Annotated in this window: 17 protein-coding genes; 9 read left to right on the top strand and 8 right to left on the bottom strand. The window is 56.9% G+C overall.

Annotation, left to right across the window (positions count from 1 at the left end; genetic code table 11):
* Positions 1 to 4: 4 nt before the first annotated feature.
* Together VEH04_08615 and mqnC are read right to left on the bottom strand one after the other, a co-directional pair.
* Positions 5 to 739: a glycosyltransferase family 2 protein gene (locus VEH04_08615; protein ID HYG22830.1), complete on the bottom strand. Its 735-nt coding sequence runs from the start codon at positions 737 to 739 to the stop codon at positions 5 to 7.
* Positions 740 to 751: 12 nt separating this feature from the next.
* Positions 752 to 1,879, bottom strand: coding sequence for a cyclic dehypoxanthinyl futalosine synthase (mqnC, locus tag VEH04_08610; GenBank protein HYG22829.1), 1,128 nt, complete (start codon positions 1,877 to 1,879; stop codon positions 752 to 754).
* A 1,300-nt stretch (positions 1,880 to 3,179) separates the two neighbouring features.
* On the opposite strand from mqnC, the gene VEH04_08605 reads away from it, so the two are divergent.
* From VEH04_08605 to metF, 4 genes are all read left to right on the top strand, one after another.
* On the top strand, positions 3,180 to 3,446 hold the full coding sequence (locus VEH04_08605) for a pentapeptide repeat-containing protein (GenBank protein HYG22828.1): 267 nt from the start codon (positions 3,180 to 3,182) through the stop codon (positions 3,444 to 3,446).
* Positions 3,447 to 4,092: 646 nt separating this feature from the next.
* On the top strand, positions 4,093 to 4,323 hold the full coding sequence (locus VEH04_08600) for a hypothetical protein (GenBank protein ID HYG22827.1): 231 nt from the start codon (positions 4,093 to 4,095) through the stop codon (positions 4,321 to 4,323).
* An 825-nt stretch (positions 4,324 to 5,148) separates the two neighbouring features.
* Positions 5,149 to 5,412 carry a hypothetical protein gene (locus VEH04_08595; GenBank protein ID HYG22826.1) on the top strand — a complete coding sequence of 88 codons (264 nt, stop codon included), beginning with the start codon at positions 5,149 to 5,151 and terminating at the stop codon, positions 5,410 to 5,412.
* Between the two features lie 416 nt (positions 5,413 to 5,828).
* A complete protein-coding gene (gene metF / locus VEH04_08590) occupies positions 5,829 to 6,716 on the top strand; it encodes a methylenetetrahydrofolate reductase [NAD(P)H] (protein HYG22825.1) in 888 nt (295 codons plus the stop codon).
* Here metF and VEH04_08585 read toward each other — a convergent pair.
* The 3 genes from VEH04_08585 to VEH04_08575 form a co-directional block, all read right to left on the bottom strand.
* Positions 6,713 to 8,044, bottom strand: coding sequence for a 3-deoxy-D-manno-octulosonic acid transferase (locus VEH04_08585; protein ID HYG22824.1), 1,332 nt, complete (start codon positions 8,042 to 8,044; stop codon positions 6,713 to 6,715). The genes metF and VEH04_08585 overlap by 4 nt on opposite strands.
* Positions 8,045 to 8,169: 125 nt before the next feature.
* Positions 8,170 to 8,952, bottom strand: a complete 783-nt coding sequence (locus VEH04_08580) for a PEP-CTERM sorting domain-containing protein (GenBank protein HYG22823.1) — start codon at positions 8,950 to 8,952, stop codon at positions 8,170 to 8,172.
* A 170-nt stretch (positions 8,953 to 9,122) separates the two neighbouring features.
* On the bottom strand, positions 9,123 to 11,606 hold the full coding sequence (locus VEH04_08575) for a sodium-translocating pyrophosphatase (GenBank protein ID HYG22822.1): 2,484 nt from the start codon (positions 11,604 to 11,606) through the stop codon (positions 9,123 to 9,125).
* Between the two features lie 281 nt (positions 11,607 to 11,887).
* Between VEH04_08575 and VEH04_08570 the strand changes: the two genes are divergently transcribed.
* Positions 11,888 to 12,610, top strand: coding sequence for a YebC/PmpR family DNA-binding transcriptional regulator (locus tag VEH04_08570; GenBank protein HYG22821.1), 723 nt, complete (start codon positions 11,888 to 11,890; stop codon positions 12,608 to 12,610).
* Here the strand turns inward: VEH04_08570 and VEH04_08565 are convergent, their stop codons facing one another.
* Positions 12,611 to 12,913, bottom strand: coding sequence for a nicotinamide mononucleotide transporter (locus VEH04_08565; GenBank protein HYG22820.1), 303 nt, complete (start codon positions 12,911 to 12,913; stop codon positions 12,611 to 12,613).
* A gap of 137 nt (positions 12,914 to 13,050) precedes the next feature.
* Between VEH04_08565 and VEH04_08560 the strand changes: the two genes are divergently transcribed.
* On the top strand, positions 13,051 to 14,565 hold the full coding sequence (locus VEH04_08560) for an FAD-dependent oxidoreductase (protein ID HYG22819.1): 1,515 nt from the start codon (positions 13,051 to 13,053) through the stop codon (positions 14,563 to 14,565).
* 13 nt (positions 14,566 to 14,578) lie between these two features.
* On the opposite strand, the gene VEH04_08555 is transcribed toward VEH04_08560, so the two are convergent.
* Complete coding sequence (locus VEH04_08555) at positions 14,579 to 16,843, bottom strand: hypothetical protein (protein HYG22818.1); 2,265 nt, start codon at positions 16,841 to 16,843, stop codon at positions 14,579 to 14,581.
* Between the two features lie 138 nt (positions 16,844 to 16,981).
* Between VEH04_08555 and VEH04_08550 the strand changes: the two genes are divergently transcribed.
* Positions 16,982 to 17,956 (top strand): XdhC family protein, encoded by a 975-nt coding sequence (locus tag VEH04_08550; protein HYG22817.1) that lies wholly within the window; start codon positions 16,982 to 16,984, stop codon positions 17,954 to 17,956.
* 85 nt (positions 17,957 to 18,041) lie between these two features.
* Here VEH04_08550 and panD read toward each other — a convergent pair whose 3' ends face one another.
* Positions 18,042 to 18,404 carry an aspartate 1-decarboxylase gene (gene panD / locus VEH04_08545; GenBank protein HYG22816.1) on the bottom strand — a complete coding sequence of 121 codons (363 nt, stop codon included), beginning with the start codon at positions 18,402 to 18,404 and terminating at the stop codon, positions 18,042 to 18,044.
* Between the two features lie 350 nt (positions 18,405 to 18,754).
* On the opposite strand from panD, the gene VEH04_08540 reads away from it, so the two are divergent.
* Both VEH04_08540 and VEH04_08535 read left to right on the top strand, forming a co-directional pair.
* Positions 18,755 to 19,621, top strand: a complete 867-nt coding sequence (locus VEH04_08540) for a hypothetical protein (GenBank protein HYG22815.1) — start codon at positions 18,755 to 18,757, stop codon at positions 19,619 to 19,621.
* Between the two features lie 10 nt (positions 19,622 to 19,631).
* On the top strand, positions 19,632 to 20,094 hold a 463-nt coding region (locus VEH04_08535; protein HYG22814.1), incomplete at its 3' end, for a CsgG/HfaB family protein.

Raw genomic sequence — 20,094 nt, 5'->3', positions numbered from 1 at the left:
TGCTTCAGTTCAACGTCTCCGCGACTTTGTAGCGAAACATACGCTTCTTCATCCAGCGAACCGCCAGCAGATCGTAGAAGGATGCGAACAGCCGATTCCATACGCCATAATGAGCCTGGCCGCTCGCGCGCGGATTGTGGCGAATGGGAATTTCTGTGACGGTGAACCCGTCGATTTTGAAGAGCGTCGGCAGGAAGCGGTGCATGCCCTTGAAGAATTTAAGCTCCTGAACGCATTCCCTTTTGAACGCGCGGAAGCAACACCCGGCGTCGCTGATTGTTTCGCCAGAAAGCTGGTTGCGAATCCAGTTGGCGATGCGCGAAGAAGCAATGCGCACGAACCCGTCCCCCTGGCTCCGCGCCTCGACGCGTGTTCCGCAAACGCAGTCCGCCTTGTCCAAGCCAGCCAGCAGCAGCGGGATGTCCCGTGGATCGTTCTGCAGGTCAGCATCGAGCGTGATGATGTATCTTCCACGCGCCGCCCGCATCCCGGCAAACATGGCCGCTGACTGCCCGCAGTTGTGCGCGAACTTCAAACCTCGGACCCGCCCGTCCTCGCGGCCCAGTTCCTGGAGAACAGCCCATGACCTGTCGGTGCTGAAATCGTCGGTGACAATGATTTCGAACGATCGTTGCAGAGGTTCTGTGGCGCTACGAATCGCAGTAACAAGCGGGCGCAGATTCCCTTCCTCGTTGTGGCAGGGAATCACGAAGCTGAGTTCGGGAGCCGATTCAGGCATTTCGATTGCGGGTTACAGCAACCGATACCAGTTATCGCGCTGACGCGGCTCATATCCGGCGTCGCGAATCAACCGCTGCATGTCAGGAACCGTCATTCGGAAAGTTGTCCCCGCCTGGGAGACCACGTTCTCTTCAATCATGATGCTGCCAAGGTCGTTCGCGCCAAATTTCAACGCGACCTGGCCGATTTCCAATCCCTGGGTGACCCATGAACTTTGCACGCTTGGAAAATTGTCGAGGTAAATTCGGGAGAGCGCCTGAGTCTTCAGATATTCGTGTGCGCCTGCCGTGGGCGCCTTGAGCTTGGTGTGCTCCGCCTGAAACGTCCACGCTATGAACGCGGTGAACGCGGCGCACTGTCCCTCGTGCCCGGATTGCGCCTGCCGCTGCTGTGAGTTGTCCTGCTGCTGGCGCAGCCGGTCGAGGTGCTCGATTCGATCCTGCATCGTTTCCACGTGGCCGAACATCATCGTGGCCGACGAACTGAGGCCAAGTTGATGCGCGATATCCATCACCTCAAGCCAGTCATCGCTCATCGCCTTCAGAGGTGAAATGCGTTTGCGCACACGATCGACAAGGATCTCGCCGCCGCCTCCTGGGATGGATCCCAGTCCTGCAGCACGAAAGTCGCTGATGATTTTCTCCAATGGCTCACCAAAAACTTCGCGGAAATGGATGAATTCGCTCGGGCTGAACCCGTGGATATTGACCTGCGGGAACTTATTCCGAATGTGTGACAGCAGATCCAGGTACCACTGCTTGGTCAGCTTCGGATGATGCCCGCCCTGCATGAGAATCTGCGTCCCTCCCAAAGCAATCGTTTCATCGATTTTCTGATCGAGCTCATCCATTGAAATCACATACGCGTCGTGGTCCTTCTCAGTGCGGTAAAACGCGCAGAACTTGCAATAGACGTTGCAGACGTTTGTATAGTTGATGTTGCGGTCGACGATGTAGGTGACGATGTCGTTTCCACGGCCGTCGTAAGCCGTCGCGCGCGCCAATTGGCGGCGGCGGTCTGCGAGCGCGCCCAGCTCTTCCAGTGGGAGCGAGGACAGACGCAGCGCTTCTGCCTGGCTGATGCGCCCGCCGTCCCACACCTTCTGCAGGAGTTCATCCAATGACGCGTCGTGAATCACGGGGGAACAATACTGGAACCCTTGCGTGTAAACAAGGCAGCGGAGCCGTCGCCGGGCGCACTCCAATGGAAGTCTTCTCCCTCGCCCAATCGCCTTCCTCCGCCATCCCTGCGTCCTGCTGTTCAAAAGTCCGCGTTCCCACGGGTCAGTAGAGAATTAGAAAACCACGAATCACACCAACCACACGAAATCGGCAGCAGGCAATTCGCGCAAATTCGCGTAATTCGCGTAATTCGCGTAATTCGCGTAAACGCCGTTTGGCTCCCTTTTCGAATCAACGCGAACCCGAACACTTCACGCAAAGCTTTGCCCAATCGTCTTCCTCTGCTATCTCTGCGTCCTCCTGTTCAAAAGTCCGCGTTCCCACGGGTCAGTAGAGAATTAGAAAACCACGAATCACACTAACCACACGAAATCGGCAGCAGAAATTTGTGAAAATTCGCGTAAACCCGTTTGGCTTCCCGTGTCGAATCAACGCGAACCCGAGCACTTCACGCAAAAGCATTGAACAGGAGCACGCAGAGATAGCAGAGGTCTCAGATCCTGCATCCGAACGGCAGTCAAACAAATAACCCCACGCAAAAGCCGGGAATGTGGGTGAGGTGTTTTACGCGCACGATCTCGGAGCGCCGACTTGCAGTCGGCTTAAAGCTCAAATGCCGGCTGGCGCGGATATTCGTTCGGCGCTAGTTGTCCTGAGCGACATGGCTTTCAGTTTTCAGCGTTTCAGAGCTTGGTTTGAGAATCCGTGTTGATCCGTTTAAAGTTTTCCTCTGGAATTTGTGAAAATTCGTGTACTTCGCTAAACGCGGTTTGCGTGGTTAAACTCTGTTCCTTAACGCAAAGGCGATTTTCGTGTGATTAGTGCCATTCGTGGTTAATCTCTTCCGAGCCTCGAGGAGACCAATGGCTCCGCCGTTCGCTATCCCGCGCTGGATTCGGGAAAGAAGCTTCTTTTGGAATATTGGACGAAGTTTTAAGAAAACGGGAAGTAATGCCCGGTTTGCCACCGTCGATGACAATACGGCATTTCTTGCCCATAACCCTGCTGGTGACGACCGCCTCGAATCGATTTCACCGGTTCAGTAGGATCTTGTTTTGAGGCGTTAGATGTGATTGTGAGACTGATTTTTAAGCTGCACGCGAAGGGGGTGCTCCGATACTCTTCAGCGCGCGGCAACGGCAAACCGGGCTCCGGACCGAAAGGCGGTGATGACCGACGACTTGAGTATTGTCACTGCGCTCCACGCTCCCGGCCCGACGGCCGCTGACTAGACGTTCGGCAAAACTTTTTACGATCATGAAAATTCAGAACTCAAAGGAGCTCCTGCAAGCTATCAACGCCGATCTCTCACGATCTGAGTTCGATGACGTGAATCTTCGGGAAGCGACCTTCACGAATGTAAATTTGTCGAAGGCCACATTCACCGACATCAATTTCAGCGGCGCCAAGTTCAGCAATCTAAACCTGACAAATGTCGAGATCGAAGCCTGCGAAACAACTGGAATGAGATTTCGCGGTATCCTGGTTTCAGAGCTTTTCGATGCCTACAAACGAAATGCCTAACCCGAGCGCAGCGAGACGCCGCCCCGGAGTCGGTGTCGTCGGGGAGATTTTCGATCGAGGTGATTATGCGAACCTACTAAAAATGCGTTCCCCCAAAAAAGCGGAACCAGCTGACGCCAATTGGCTGGCATTTGTGGCTCGCGGCCAGCGGTGCTGATAGGGGCTGGAGGTTTCGGCGCGTGAGCAGGAGCAGGAGCAGAAGCAGGAGACGGTTGTTGCCGCTCGGATTTGGCCGGAGGCTGAGAGCCTTTTGCGGGTTGAATATGCGTGTGTTTGGTGAATGGAGTATTGAAGTGATTCATGCGCCCGGAGTATGTTCCAGCCCAGCCGAAGGAACATCAAACCCATGCAAGAAACATTAAACCAGCGTCACCGCGCAGCGGCTTAGTTCAACCAGGTCGCTGCAGGCAATCGGCGCGGGCTGGTGCAGTTTAATGGTCCGAATTATTCAAAGTTTTATTTCGTTGCTGAGCCCGGCTGACCCGCCGATGTCTCAGCTTTTCCGTCGGCCCACATGAGGGCGCTACCTCCAAATTCCACACGTTTGAGGCTCACGCCTTACTCGGCTTGCACCTGGGCATGCAGCATTTCTCCTGTGCTGGTATGCCTCACAATTGTAGCTCTTGCTTTGGTATTCCGGCTTCGCATGGATGGTACGCTGCCTCGCCTGCTGGAAGCGCTGATGATGCTCTCCTGCGTCTTTGCGATGTTCTTCGCGCCGTTGGCTTGGATCATGTTGGTTCTGATTCTCGAATTGCGTTTGTCGCCCCGCACGCATCTCTTCCAAGTTGGCGTTTTTCTCCTTGGTTGGATTTTGACTTTCTCTTTGTTTGCAATTTTGGAGAGACAACATTTGCCGGGCTGGTTTTTAGATTGATTCAACGATGATGTGGGCCAACCAAGTCATCGCCGGTATTTCCATTCCTCGTAGCCCGAGCGGCGGGTCACTGTTGCCGGTGTGCATCCTGACACTGCCCTGGATCACGTGTTCAACAACTCATCCCACTGATCGTTGTAGCGGGCTTCCATGAAGGAGCCAACGGTAGCGATGTGCTGATTGGCTCCGCCGACGGTTCGCGTATTCTCTATGTCAAACACGGCACGAAAGTGTGGTTTGAGAGATAAGACCGCCGAAGTGGGTCGAGCGAACAGCCGCCCTGCGTTGCAGTATGTGCGCTCAATTTTATCAGACCGCCGTGGTTGCAGTCGCAGGCGCGCTGCCGACGGCTGTCCCTCACCCTGGTCGTTGATATGGCTTTAAAATGTCAAGGGCACAGAGAGTCTGCGTTCCCGAAAGTTTTCATTTTTCTTCCGGCTATCTTCACCAACTTCTTGATCGGGTCAGAGACAGGAACACTTTCCTGCGGTTATCAATGCTGAGATGCGTGAGTCCATTCCCGCGCAGTTTTCACGGCGCTCGAACTTATCAACAGAACACGGTCCGACGCGGCGTCTTTCCTTAGGCTAGGCACAAGGATCGGATTGGTTACCGCCTTAAACGACCATCAAGAGTTTTCGCCTGGCCGGGCTCCCGTCCCTGGCACGATCAAGTCTGAAGGTCGTCCGGCTCTCGTATGCGCTCTCAGCCTGGATTGAGCTGGGAAAGAAGTATCCGGCTGCTCTGGCAAAATTGAAAGGCATCAGCGATCAGAAGACATCGCGATTGTTGGCCTGAGAAAATGACAGAGAACTGTTTCATGACGTGGTGTCGATCAATGACCACCTAGGCGAGTCGGAAGCCACGGTTGAATTGTTCAAGAAGCTGGAGGTCGGGCAGCCCGACTTTGCTGCATCTGTTTACGATTTGGCGGATGAGCCCTTGGTTTCTGCTCAGGAATATGACCTCGCCAAGAGATACTTGGGCGATCCCATAGCCCGCCTTGAGAGCGCCAAGCGAAATTTTGAAGAAGGAATGGAGTATTCCAAGACGAGCCGGAGTGGCGACGCATCCCGTAAAGCTTACTAGCCGGAATGAGTTCTTGAATCGATTGCTGAACACCCGCGAACGGGAGGCATCATCATGGTTCACCACTGTCTGGGCTCCCTGATATGAAGCGGGGAAATTGCAAATTGCCGGGACTGACACGTTTGACAGGCTCGTTAGCCATCCGTTTTACAGGCGGCTTCACACCGAACCACTTTTCGTGACGACACGAGAGAGAATTGAAATCCCGTTTTGCCGCTTCCCATGAGGGAAGCGGGGATTTTCCGGCGCTCTGGGGGGCGTGAGGTTTATTCCGCCGGGCTGGAAGCTCCGGCTCCGGCAGACAAGGATGCCTGCCGCTACGGCGGAAGCCGCGTCCGCATACTTTTCGAATCATGACGCCCGCCTGAGGTCGCAAGCTGGATTTCTGATGGGCTTGCTGCATACTCCAGTCATTCATGAAATTGGTTCGCGATATTTACGCCGAGAAGCAGCGGCAGGGCAGCCCGGTCATTTCCTTCGAGTTCTTTCCACCCAAGACCGAGGAAGGCGATCGGAACCTGCTCGAGAAAACGATCCCGGCGCTGATAGGGACCCGTCCTGATTACTGTTCTGTGACTTACGGCGCGGGGGGCAGCACCCGGGACAAGACGTTGATGATCGTCGATCGAATCCAGAAGGAGCATCACCTCACTGCGGTCGCGCATCTGACGTGCGTTGCCGCGACGCGTGAGGAAATTAGAAATCTTCTGCGCCAGATCCAATCTCTCGGCGTGAAGAACGTGCTCGCCTTGCGCGGGGACCCGCCCGGAGGGGGTGAGTTCAAGCCCACGCCAGGCGGATTCGAATTCTCAAGCCAGCTTGTGGAATTCATCCGCGAAATGGATGGCTTCAGCATTGGAGTGGCGGGATTTCCCGAAGGGCACGTTGCCTGCAAGGAAGGCAAACACGTTGATTGGAAGCATCTCAAAACGAAGATCGATGCGGGGGCAGATTTTGTCCTAACGCAGTTGTTCTTCGATAACGCCGATTTCTACGAGTTCCGCGAGCACCTCACCCGTGAACTGGGCGTCACCATTCCGCTCGTGCCCGGCATTGTGCCGATTCTCAGCGCTTCCCAAATCAAGCGTTTCACCGCGATGTGCGGCGCTTGTATCCCGGATTCCTTGTCCGCACGCCTGGATGAGCTCAGTGAGGATGATGCTGCGGCGACGGAGTTTGGGATCGAGTATGCCACGAAACAGTGCGAGGACCTGTTGCGTAACGGTGTTCCGGGAATTCACTTCTACACATTGAACAAGTCACATTCGACGGTTCGCGTGCTACAACACCTTCGCCTGGCCTAGGCCAGCGGGTCGCGGATATAAATGTCCTTGTCCTTCAGGTTGTTGACGATCATGTCAACGGTCCGCTCGATTGCCCCGAGGTTTTCGCGGACGACGCGGCGGGCATTACGGCCAAGCAGCTCGCGGTGTTTCGGGTCCTGAAGCAAGGTTTGCAGCGCCGTTTCCAGTTCTGGTCCGTCCTGCACCTGGACCGCTCCCTTCTGTTCGACAAAGCTGCGAGCGATATCCGCAAAATTCTGCATGTGCGGGCCGAACACCATGGCTTTTCCGAGCGCGCCGGGTTCGATCGGATTCTGGCCGCCCTGGCCTTTGAGGCTTTTTCCAACGAAGATCACAGTGGCGTGCTCGTAGAAGTATTTGAGTTCGCCTGTTGTGTTCACCAGCAGGCAATCGACATCGCCTGCCTTGAGCTGCGTGTTTGAAGTGACCTCGCTGCGGAAGATGAATTTCACACCGCGCGCCTGCAATTCGCGTCCCACTTCCTTTCCCCGCTCGAAGTGCCGCGGAACCAATACAAGAAACAGGTTGCTGAAGGTTTGTCTCAGGCGCTGGAAAACTTCGGCCAGCAATGCTTCCTCGCCGGCATGCGTGCTCCCGCAGACCAGCAGCAGCGGGTTTCTTGGGGCGCCGAGTTGCTCGAGCATCCGTGGAACATCGAGAACGCGTTTTTCGTCGAGCTTGGCGGCGTCGAATTTCAAACTGCCAACGACGTGGATTGCTTCAGGGCGGCAACCCAATTCACGCAACCTCGCGGCATCTGCGTCATTCTGGGTTCCGATCGCTGTGAACGAGGCGAAGAGATCGCGGAAGATGAAACTCCAGCGACGATATCCGCGAAAGGATCGCTCGGAGAGCCGCGCGTTAACCAGGAAGAGCGGGGTTCCGATATCACGGGCGCGCCAGAGGAAGTTGGGCCAGATCTCGGCCTCGACGAGCACCACGGCTTTGGGGCGAATGGTTCCTAGCGCGCGCGAAACGTAGGGGCGGCGGTCGATCGGGTAATAGATCTTGGTGATGTGGGTTGGGAGCTTTTTCTGCAGTTCGCCCATGCCCGTCGTGGTTGTGGTGGAAACCACGATCTTCAGGTTGGGAACGCGCGGTTCGAGGGCGCGAATCAATTGGGTGCAGACATTCACTTCCCCAACGCTCACGGCGTGCATCCAGAGCACCTGCCGGTTGGTGATGGCCTGCTTGACCTTGGCGTCATAAGCGCCGAAGCGCTGGCCGAAGCCGCGGGTCCAGTTTCCCCGGCGCCATAAACGGAAAAAGTAATAGGGCGCCGACAGCAAAAAAAAGATCGAAAACAGGATGTTGTACAGAACTCGCACTCTGATAGCCCGGTTGTTGGGGCGTCATTCTGTGGAAAAACAGAGGGGGCGCAATTACCTTTTTAGCAAAATAAAAAGCAGGCACGCGCATGCGCGCCTGCCCTTCTACTGGTGGCCTGACAAAATCAATCTCGACGCCTGCGCCGGGCCAGCATTCCCAGAAAACCCAGTCCCGCGAGCGCGAATACCGACGGTTCCGGCACCAGCAGGGTCATTTCATTCACGTTCAACGTCGCCTCCTCCTCAGTGGTGTTGACGAAGATGAAAGCAAAAAGGTCATACAGGAATGGCATCTCGCTGACTGGGCTCATGAAGACACGTTGGTCGACATTCAGTCCCTGGTAAGCGATGCCGGCATTTGCGAGAGGGGTTCCGTTGCCCAGGCTGACACTCCCGTCCGTGTTCACGATGCGGACGAGGGCATCATAAGTGGTTGCATCGAGCAGGCCTCCCGAATACACGCCGGACTGCCCCTGTTGCGGGCCAGCGAACAGATCAGGCCCATCTGTTTTCACAAACAACTCAGGGAACTGGCTCTGAGCATCCCAAAGGCTGAAGAGCCCCGTGTCGTCCGTGAACGCGTCGGTTCCAGCGGAATTGTATACGCCCATGCCGAAGTTATAACCAGGCGCGCCCTGCAGCCCCGTTGAAATTGAGAAGGAAAGATTGATCGTGCTGATGGACCCGTTCGCGCTGACGTCGAGCGGCTGAAAATTTCGAGCGACAAAGACACGCGTGCTGTTGGCTGGAATGGAAAGACTGAGCGCTGGAAAACCGGTGTTTCCTCCCGATCCTCCCATGCCCGCCAGCAGATTGCCGCCGGTATCATAAGCTTCCCATTGCAGCGGTTGTCCATGAGCGGTGATGGCGAATGCGACTGCTGAAACGATGCAGAACGGCGTTTTCATGTTTAACCTCTCAGACTGGTTCAGATCTACCTTTGCTTCACGAACGGCTTAGCTTTACCCGCATCGAGAGTCCAAATGCAAGCAGTAAACCGCGTTGCGAATGGCGGTAGTTTTAAAGCAAAAAGCCCTTCCAGCGGCACTGGAAGGGCTTGAGAAAACCGACGTGATTTTTACTTCTCCGCCGGAATTCGCATTCCGTAGAACGAGCGATACACAAAGATCAATGCAATCAGGAAGAAGAACGCGCCGATTGCCGTCTTCGTTGTCTGGTTGGTCATGGTCACCGCGATTTCCACGGCAAGCAGCCCGAACAGTGTGGTGAACTTGATCACGGGATTCAAAGCCACGGAAGACGTGTCCTTGAACGGGTCGCCGACCGTGTCGCCCACCACGGTGGCGGCGTGCAAGTCAGTGCCCTTGGCGCGCATGTCGACTTCCACGATTTTCTTGGCGTTGTCCCAGGCGCCACCGGCATTTGCCATGAAGATCGCCTGGAAGAGTCCGAAGAACGCGATGCCGATCAGGTAACCGATGAAGAAGTAGGGATTAAAGAATGGCAGGGCGAGCGAGAAGCAGAACACCACGATGAAGATGTTCCACATGCCCTTCTGAGCATACACAGTGCAGATGCGGACCACTTCCTTCGAGTCCTCCTCGGAGGCGGTGCTGGCGTCGAGCTTCATGTGGTCCTTGATGTAAACCACTGCGCGGTAAGCACCCGTCACGACCGCCTGACAGGAGGCGCCAGTGAACCAATAAATTACCGAACCTCCCATGATCAGCCCGAGGATGATTTCCGGCTGCACAATGGAGAGTTTCGTGATGACGTTCCCGAAGAGGTTTTCCAACAGCATGATGATTCCGAAAACCATCGTGGTGGCGCCCACCACTGCGGTTCCGATGAGCACCGGCTTGGCGGTGGCCTTGAACGTGTTGCCTGCGCCGTCGCCTTTTTCCAGCTGATACTTCGCGTTTTCGAAATCTGCGTCGAATCCGTGCTCGCGTTTGATTTCTTCGCGGATGCCCTTTCGTGCTTCGATCTGGCTTAATTCGTAAACGGATTGGGCGTTGTCAGTGACGGGTCCGTAACTGTCGACCGCGATGGTGACAGGGCCCATGCCCAGGAAGCCGAACGCGACCAGGCCGAAGGCAAAGATGGGGGCGGCGAAGGCGAATGCCGGAGGCATCAGCGTCATCAGGGCGGGGTTCTTGGAAAAATAATAGGACGTGAACATCAGGACCATGATCACGAGTCCCATCCAGAAAGCCGACATGTTGCCGGCCACGAAGCCGGACAAGATGTTTAGCGACGCGCCGCCATGTTTGGAGCAGTTGGTCACTTCCTTAACGTGCCGCGATGTTGTGCTTGTGAAGACCTTGGTGAATTCAGGAATTAATGCACCGGCCACAGTGCCGCAACTGATGATCACTGAAAGAACCCACCACAGGTTTTGGGTAATCGCCGGGTCAACACCTTCCACCAAAAAGTCTCCCAACAAAATCTTGCTGGCGATGAACGTCACCGCGATGGAAACAGCCGACGTGATCCAGACCAGATGGGTGAGCGGAGCTTCGAAGTCGAAATCCTTTTTTCCGCCGAACATGGCCTTGCTGATGCCTTCGTTGAGGAAGTAGGAGCCGAGGGAGGTGACAATCATCAGCGCGCGCATGACGAACAGCCAGATGATCAGCGTGGCGCAGACCGTCGGACTCGCCGCCAGGGCCAGGGCGAGAAACGCAATCAACGCAACCCCTGTGACGCCGTAAGTTTCGAAACCGTCCGCTGTCGGCCCGACCGAGTCGCCTGCGTTGTCGCCCGTGCAATCTGCAATCACGCCGGGATTCTTAGGGTCATCCTCAGGCAGTTTGAAAACAATCTTCATCAGGTCCGAGCCGATGTCGGCGATCTTGGTAAAGATGCCGCCGCAGATGCGCAGCACGGAGGCGCCAAGCGATTCACCGATGGCGAAGCCGATAAAGCACGGGCCGACGAGTTCGCGCGGCAGAAAAATCAGGATGGAGATCATGAAGAACAGTTCGACCGCGACGAGCAGCAGCCCGATGCTCATCCCCGAGCGGAGCGGAATTCCCAAGGTTGCGAGAGGGTTGCCTTTGAGGGCAGAAAACGCTGTCCGGGAATTCGAGATCGTGTTGATGCGAATGCCGAACCACGCCACGCCATAGGATCCGAGAATTCCGAGAACTGAAGCCGCCAGAATCACAAACACATTGAAAGCCACGTGTCCGCTTGACAGTCGCTGACCATCAGGCCCCGTGTGCTCGGTCAGAAAGCCGAAGTAAAACACCATGCAAGCGGCGATCAGCAGCCAGAGAACCGCCAGTAGTTTGCCCTGGGTGAACAGGTAGGTTTTGCACGTTTCGTAGATCGTATGCGAAACTTTTGCCATCGATTCATGAACGGGCAGGCGCTTGGTTTGGAGGTATTGGACGATCCCGAAAAGCGCTCCAATCGCACACACAACGATACCGAGAAGCATCAAAGTATGCCCGCTAACGCCGCCCAGTGAGGGAAACTTGACGACGCTCAGGTCTGGTATTTTGATGTCAGCCTCGCTGGCATACGCGCCCAGCGACGAGCTGAGCACGGCCAGAAATGCCAGACTTCTAGTCAGGTATGATTTAGTGTTTCTCATAAATTGTGGGTGAGACTAGGGAATGAAAAGTGGCCATCGCCAACCGTATTTTGGCAAAGAGTTCACCGGAAATTGAGCTGATATTCACAATGTTCCGCCGTGAAACCATGGGGTGGAGACCCTATCGCTCAAATCTGTTTTTTTCTCGAAAGGCAAGCGTGCTGTGCGCAGTCTTTGACTTTCCTGAAGGAGTTAAACTTATGACCGATGGGTCCGATATTGACGCGGCGAAGTGATCCCAACAGTATGTGCCGCCGCGAACAACGTATTGGAGACTCACTGTGGGCGCACAATGGAAACAAGCCGGGCGCGAAGCCAACGCGCAGAAGAAGGGCCAGGTTACGGTCAAACTGGTCCGCGAAATCATGGTCGCCGCCAAACTGGGCGGGCCCGACCCTGATATAAACCCCCGCCTCGCAGCCGCCGTCGAGAAAGCTAAAAAAGCGTCGGTCTATCGAGACACCATCGAGCGCGCGATCAAAAAAGGCGCCGGAATCGGGGACGAGAAGATCGAGTACGAGTTGGTCACTTACGAGGGATTCGCTCCGCACAAGGTGCCCGTGATCGTTGAATGCCTTACGGATAACCGTAATAGAACCGCCCCGGAAATCCGGAACCTCTTCAAAGCAGGGTCGCTCGGACAGCCCGGAAGCGTCGGGTTCTTCTTCAACCATCTGGGAGTTGTCGAGGCGACCCACACTGATGCGAATCGCGATGCCGAGGGCGACGCCATCGAAGCGGGTGCGCAAGAGGTGGAACGGCTTGAGGCTGAAGAGACTCCCGCGGGCCAAAAGGGGGCTCGGTTCCTTACCGAGATCAAGGATCTCGATGCGGTGTCGAAGGCGCTGAAGGCCGCGGGTTGGAACGTGATTGCCGCCGAGATCCGGTATGTGGCCAAGAACTTCAGCGAAGTCACCGAAACGTCGCGCAAGGAGGTTGTAGACTTCTTGAATGCACTGGACGATCACGACGACGTGCATCGGGTGTACGCCGCCTTCAAATAGTCACGCGGTTTTTTCCATCACAACGTCGCTGTCGCTTTTTCCCTTTCCAGGTTCCGCCTTCGCCTGCTCCTGCTTCTTCTTCCAGCAGAAATAGCCGTGGCAGTTGAAGCCAATGAAGCAGATGTTGGCGAGGATTCCGGCGATGCTGCCCGTGAGGATGCCAAACGTAACCCAGCCAAGTCCGCCAACTACGCCGACGACAAAGCCCACACGCTTTCCCTTGGCCAGCAGGTAGGTCGATATGAGCCCGAAAACCATGCCGACCCAATCTGCGCCCTTGAATTTGATCAATTGTTCGAGCACGGCCAAACCTAGCCGAAACATTCAGCTGAAAAGGCTGGGTCTTCTGCCCGTCCTTCACGTTGAAGTTGCCCCGGATGCGGATGGTTAGGAGCTTACCCCGTTGCCTGCGCTCTTGAGCGGCGTAGGTTTCTGCGGGTATGAAGACCGAATCCTACTGGCAAAGCTCGGCCGCCCTTCCGCAGTTTCCTTCGCTCGCCAACGACCTGACCGTCGACGTCGTCATCATCGGCGCGGGACTGACGGGCATCACCGCGGCGTACCTGCTAAAGCGGGAAGGGGTGAAAGTCGCCTTGCTGGACCGTCAGCGTGTTGCACAGGCTGACACCGGCCACACCACAGCCCATCTGACCTATGTGACGGATGAACGGTTAAAGGACCTCGTAAAATCATTCGGCCGCGACGCTGCGAAATCGTTTTGGGAGGCTGGCGGTGCGGCGATCGACCAGATTCACGACAACATCCGCCAGTTGAACGTGGACGCGGAATTCAAGTGGGTCGACGGCTTCCTTCACGAGAGCTTCAACGGAAGCGATGCGAAGGATCGGCGATCGCTGGAGGAAGATGCCGCCCTTGCGCGCGAGCTTGGGTTTGGAGCGGAATTCGTCCGTTCAATTCCAGCGTTCGGGAGAGCAGGCGTGCGGTTTGCGAATCAGGCGAAGTTTCATCCCTTCAAATACCTGGCTGCAATGCTGCAAACGATTCCTGGCGACGGCAGCCACGTGTTCGAGAATACCGAGTTTTCGGAAGTGAAATCGGATCCGATGATCGTGCACGCAGGCAGACACAAAATTCGCTGCGAGTATCTGTTCATCGCGACCCACACCCCTTTGCTTGGGAAAGCGGGAATGCTCAAAGGCACGCTCTTTCAAAGCAAGCTGGCGCTTTATACGAGCTACGTTCTTGGGGCGCGCCTGCCGAAGGGGACCCTGCCCGAAGCATTGTTTTGGGACACGACGGATCCTTACTATTACCTCCGCGTCGAACGACTTGCTGATCATGATTTTGCAATCTTCGGTGGTGAGGATTGCAAGACAGCCCAGGAGGAAAATCCGGAAGAGGTGTTCGCCAGGCTCCAGCGCAAGCTCAAGGAAATCCTGCCTGGCGCAGAAGTTCAACAACGATGGCTTGGACAGGTCGTCGAAACCGACGATGGCCTTCCCTTTATTGGGGAAAACGAAAAGCAGCAGTTTATCGCAACGGGTTTCTGCGGCAACGGATTCACACTGGGAACGCTCGCGGCCGCGATGGCGCGGGATCAATACCTGCAGCGCAAGAATCCGTGGTTCGACCTGTTCCGGGTGAACCGAAAACAGTTTCACGGCGGCGCATGGCGGTACGTCACGGAGAACCTGGACTATCCCTACTACATGCTTCGCGATCGCGTGGCGCCCGCCGATGGCGACTCCCTGGACGACTTGAAACTGGGCGATGGAAAGATACTGCAGTTGAAGGGAAAGAAGGTTGCGGCATACCGGGGGTCCGACGGAAAAGTCACGCTGCTGTCGCCTGTCTGCACACATCTTGGATGCCTTGTGAAATGGAATCCTGCCGACAAGACATGGGATTGCCCGTGTCATGGTTCGCGTTTCAAACCCGAAGGCGATGTATTCTCGGGGCCTGCGGAATCGCCACTGAAACGGCTCACGGAGTAGCGCCCTCGAGGTTCTAGGGCGCGACTTGTTCCACGCGAAAGAACTGCAATTCGGAAACCGGGATGTTCGTCGCCGCGGTTCTGTCTGCCGATGCAGTCACTTTTTCCCCGAGTGGAGAAAAACCAGCGCCCAGATTCGTGGTGGAAAGAAGCTGGTAGGTTTGGTTCGGCTCGCTTGTCCATGTCACGATGATGCCGCCGGATTGTGCCGAGATAAACGCTTCGGGGACGGGAGGATGCCAGATTCCAAAATAAAGCGAAGGCTTCCCGCCTGCGCTGAGAAAGGTGCCTCCCACATGCACGTTCGTTCCGACCGCCGCGATGGCTGAAACGATATTGTTTGCGCCGCTGCCGAGCGGATGCCACTCGACGCCATCCCATCGAGCGACGCGCGTGGCATTCGAGCCGCCTGCCTGGAAGAATGTTCCGGCCGCGTAGAGATTTCCAAGGCTGCTGGAAAGGCCGAGGACGGAGTTGTTCAATCCTGCGCCCAACGGGGACCAACTTGTTCCATCCCACTTCGCGACGCGGTTGGCGCCGGAACCGCCCGCCTGTTGAAAACTGCCTCCCGCGTAAATGCTGTCACCCATGGCCACGATCGCGGATACAGCGTTATTGAGTCCCGATCCGAGTGGGAACCACGCACTGCCGTCCCAGCGGGCGATGCGATTCCCGGGATTGCCGGCGGCAAAGGATCCGCCCGCGTAGAGGTTGGTGCCAGCAAGGCATAGCGCATTGACGGTTGTCGTGAAGCCAGCTCCAAGACTGAACCAGTTGGTTCCATCCCATCGTGCCACGCGATTTGCAGGCGCGCCGCCTGCCGAAGTAAACAGCCCTGCGGCATAGAGCACGCCATCCCGCGCGGCGAGGGCGTTCACCGTGTTGTTCACGCCTGCGCCTACGGACGACCAGGCGGCGCCGTTCCAGCGCGCCAGATTCGTGACGGTTACGTTTCCCGCCCGCGTGAATGTGCCGCCGGCGTAGACATTGGATCCGTCAACAGCGATGGCGTAGACAATGCCGTTCACTCCCGTGCCGAGCGGCCACCATCTCCTGCCATCCCAACGCGAAATGTTCGTGGCAAGCACCTGACCTGTCTGGAAGAAGAGCCCGCCGACATAAACGTTGCTGCCCGCGGCGGTCACTGCGCGGACGTCACTGAAGTTATTCAAGGCGCCACCCAGGGCAGTCCACCCGTTCGCGTCGTGGCGCGCAATGCCGTTCACTGTGAGCCCGCCGCCCACGCGTGCAAATGTTCCGCCAACAAAGAGTCCGCCATTCCACGACGCAAACGCGTACGCAGCTCCCGTTGAACTGGGATCGATTCCAGGTTCGAACGCGCTCCATTCCGTCCCATTCCAGCGGGCAATTCGACCGGCGTTCACCCCTCCTGCGCTGTCGAAGAATCCACCGACGCACAGCTCATTTCCGTTTGGAAACAGGGTCAGAACGGTGCCGTCGGCCCCTGTTCCGAGTGCCGACCACGTGCTGCCATCCCAACGGGCAACGTTGCCGTTGGGCAGGCTGCCACCGGCGTAAAGACTTCCGTTCCACACGGCGAGCGAAATCACCTGATGCCCCGGAGTTCCAATGCCGGTTCCAACGGGTGCCCAGCCGGCGCCGTTCCACTTTGCGACGTTTGTTGCTGTCACGCCGTCGATCGAAGTGAAATTTCCACCGATGTAAACGCCGTCAGTATCCACGACAATCGCGCGGACAATGGGTACTCCGAAAGTAAGCGTGAGATTCGTCGCAAGGGGCAGCCACTCGGTGCCGGTCCACACGGCGATGTTGGAAGCGTTGATCGACGGGATGAAGAAACTGCCTCCGACATAAACGTACCCGCCGTCGACCGCTATGGTGTGGATCGTGCCTTGCACGCCGGAGCCAAGGCTTGACCACTTCGCGCCGTTCCATCGAGCCACATTGTTCGCGAGACTGTCACCAGCCCGGTTGAAGCTTCCCGCCGCGTAAAGGTTTTCACCGTCGGTTGCCAGGCTGTTCACAAACGTGGGCCCGGTATCATTCGTGACGCCGCTTCCCACGGGTGACCATCGGGTCCCGTCCCAGCGCGCGACCCCGTTGACCGCGACTTCCCCCGCGCTGGCGAACCTGCCGCCTGCGTAGAGAGCGTTCTGCATTGAGATCAGCGTCACCGGACTCACGCCTGGACGGCCGAATCGTTCGTCCCATCCCTCGTTAGTTGCCGCGGCGGCAGTGCTGGCAAAACCGATAAGCAGCACAGCCGCAAGGGCGACGTGCCTATAACTGTGCTTCATGTTTTTTCGGGGATAAGGTGTGGCGAGTGATTAGATCAATTTTGCCCAGGGCCTTGGGAATCGTCGAATTACATCGAATGCGGATCGTTTCGGCAAGACCGCAAAACCCGCATCTCGGTCCAGATTGTGTTCAGCGAAATGATGGCCTACCCTGCCGCCGTGCAGAATGTCTACCACGCACTGGCGGAAGCGGCTCGTAACGCCGAACCCGTGGCGCTGGGGATCATTACGACCGTCAAAGGATCCAGTCCCCAGAAACTTGGCGCGAAAGCGATTTTTCATTCTGACGGGCGGATTACGGGAACGTTGGGAGGCGGGTGCCTGGAAGCGGAGATTCAGCATCGCGCAATGGCCGCACTGCGATCGGCCGAACCCGAGGCGTTTGACCTGCTGCTGGACCACGACTTTGGGTGGGACGACGGATTAATCTGTGGCGGCAAAGTGGGGGGAGTCATCCTGCCCAATGCCCAGGCCGCAGGCGTGTCCTTTTGGGAGCGGATCGCCAAACGTGCCGAGCGCTATTCCTGGGAGGTTTCCGCTGATTATTCCATCCGCACGAGCGACTCGACTGTCGATTCTGCGGTGCTGTATCGCGAGGAAGTGCATCCACCCTGTGTCCTCTGGATTGCGGGCGCGGGTCATATCGCTCAGGCCGTGGCTCCGCTTGCGGCATCGCTGGATTTTGATGTCACCGTGTTCGATGATCGGCCGGCGCTCGCGAGCCGCGACTATTTTCCGTCCGCAATCAATCTCCAGACGGGGATGTGGGATGAGCTTTGTGCGATGCGCCTTCCCCCTGTGCCCGCATTCGCGCTGATTGTAACCCGTGGACACAGGCATGATGCACTGGTGTTGAAGGACTGGATTCAGCAGCCGTTCCTCTTCCTCGGAATGATCGGCAGCGCACGCAAGGCTCGCACCATCTTTGAACATTTTCGCGAGGAGCAAATTGCCACGGAGGAACAACTTCAGCGCGTCGCCTGCCCGGTTGGGATCCGTATTCGTTCACAATCCGTTCCGGAAATCTCGGTCAGCATCATGGCGCAATTCATCGAAAAGCGTGCCGAGTTGGTTTTCGATCGTCGAAAGTCAGGACTCCTCCGGGTTGCCTGATTGCGCTACGCAGTACGGCGGCGGGGGTGGAGGGTGAGGACGATGTGCGAGCCGAGCCTTTCAGGGCGTGCATTGCTGCAAGCCGTTAGATTCCGCGGCTGTTGACGATGCGATTTTTTTTCCCCAGGACTATGACCCGTGGTTTCCAGTTCGCCGCCTTGCGCCTGGCCACGTTCGTAAAACTCATGATGGTGAGCGAATCGCCCTTCTTGCCCATGTGCGCCGCCGCACCGTTCAGAATGATGGCTCCTGACCCGGGGTCGCCTGGAATCGCGTAGGTTTCGAAGCGATTGCCGTTTTCCATGTTGCTGCAAAGAATGCGCTCATAGGGGACCATTCCCACGTGATCCATGAGTTCGGAATCAATGGTCAAACTGCCTTCGTAGCGGACATTTCCGCCAGTTACGGTCGCACGATGGATCTTGGATTTGAGGAGGTTGAATTGCATTTCGCTCACAGCCGGCGCGCATTTGCGCTCCGGCAACTTCGTTCCAACCGGCGAAAACGCAATGCGTCGCCCGGGCGGAATCGCGACCAATATAGGCAAGCGCAGCGTTGATTCAACTTCTGTTTGCAGCACGGCGAGTGGCGTCAGGCATCTTGCCTGACGTAGAGGGCGTGCATCCTTGCCGCCCGGAAAAACCGTTAAGCAAAACGGACGCTCGGATCCGGTGAAGGTGCTCGGCTTCGCTTTAGGTTCCTTCCACCGGGCTGGAAGCCCGGCTCCACGGCAGGCAAGGATGCCCGCCGCCACGGCCGAAGGATTTTTCAAAGGAGGTCCGGGCGGCGGCTGTCCTAATGATAAAACTGCGTGTGAATACCCGTGGAAATCATGCCTGGCTGAAGCAGGCAACCCTGGCCGCGTTGCTCCTGGCACGCGGGGTCACTGCTGTCACCGCACAGCTGTCGGTAGACTGCCATCCCGCGGCAGTGTTCGGTGGCCGCCTGGGAAACCTGGAAATCACTGTCCGAAACGCGAGCGACAGGCCGCGGCGCACCGCCCTGTTTTATAGACTCGTCCAAACCAGCAGTTCCATCGCAGCGCCTGTCGGGGAACGGAAAGCGTTTCGAGAGGTTGCATTCCTGCCGCGCCAGGCGCTCCTTGAATCAGTGCCCATCTCCTTTCCCGACGTTCGCGCCGAAACCGAATTTTTCGTTCAGTGGTCCGACGCGGATGCCCAGGTGATCGGAGTGACGCGGGTTTTTGTGTCGCCAACCAATCTGTTGAACGCGCTTGGGACGGAACTCCCTGGAGGATTGGTAGGCGTGCTGAATGTTGAGCCGATGACTTCTGTGTTGCGGGCTGCAGGGTTGAAAGTCATCGATCTTGATTCCATGCACGGAGCAGCATTCGAAGGCAGGTTGGTGATCGTCGGCGCCGCGGCTTCCGGCGGGGATGTGGCCGCGCGCGTTCAAAGCCTCGCGCGATCGGGTTGTGCTGTGATTTGGATCCAGGCGCCGCGCGAACGGCGTGACAAACTTGCGCCGTCGTTTTACACCGTTGCGGAACAACTTGGCGCGGTGGTCATTGTTCAACCGAGTGTTTTGGAAAATCTGGCGGACGACCCGCGATCCCAAGCGCACCTGGTCCAGCTGGCGCGGATCGCGCTGCATCCCGAAGCGCCTGGGTTGCCGCAAAAATTCCAGAAAACGCTCACCGACTGAATTTCTTTTTATGAAGATCCGAAACACCCTCGCTGTCGCGCTGCTGCTTGCAGCGACCGCCTTTTCTCCCGCTCAGGATGTCCTAACCATCGCAGTCTTCGACTTCGAATCGAAGGACGAAGCGGTGCGCGATTTGGGACCGAAAGTGTCAGCGCTCCTGAATGCTCACTTATCTGCAAATCCCAACTTGATCACCGTGGAACGCGCAGAGCTGGAGAAGGCGCTGGGCGAACAGGGGCTGGGATTGTCAGGAACGGTGAGCGCCGATACCGCCGCGAAAGTTGGCAACTTGACGGGCGCAAAGGTGCTCGTCACGGGACGCGTGTTCAAGGTGGACAAGGATCTATTGATGGTATCGAAAATAATCAGCACCGAGACCAGCCGCGTATTTGGGGAAATGGTGCAAGGCGGTCCGGCGGTTCCACTGCCTGAACTCGCCGCGCAGATGGCGAAGAGAATTGGAAATACCGTTC

It is taken from the genome of Verrucomicrobiia bacterium (genome assembly GCA_035629175.1).
Classification (GTDB): Bacteria; Verrucomicrobiota; Verrucomicrobiia; order Limisphaerales; family DASXHY01; genus DASXHY01.
Note: the sequence above shows the minus strand (reverse complement) of the source record. Positions and strands in the feature narration are given on the sequence as shown.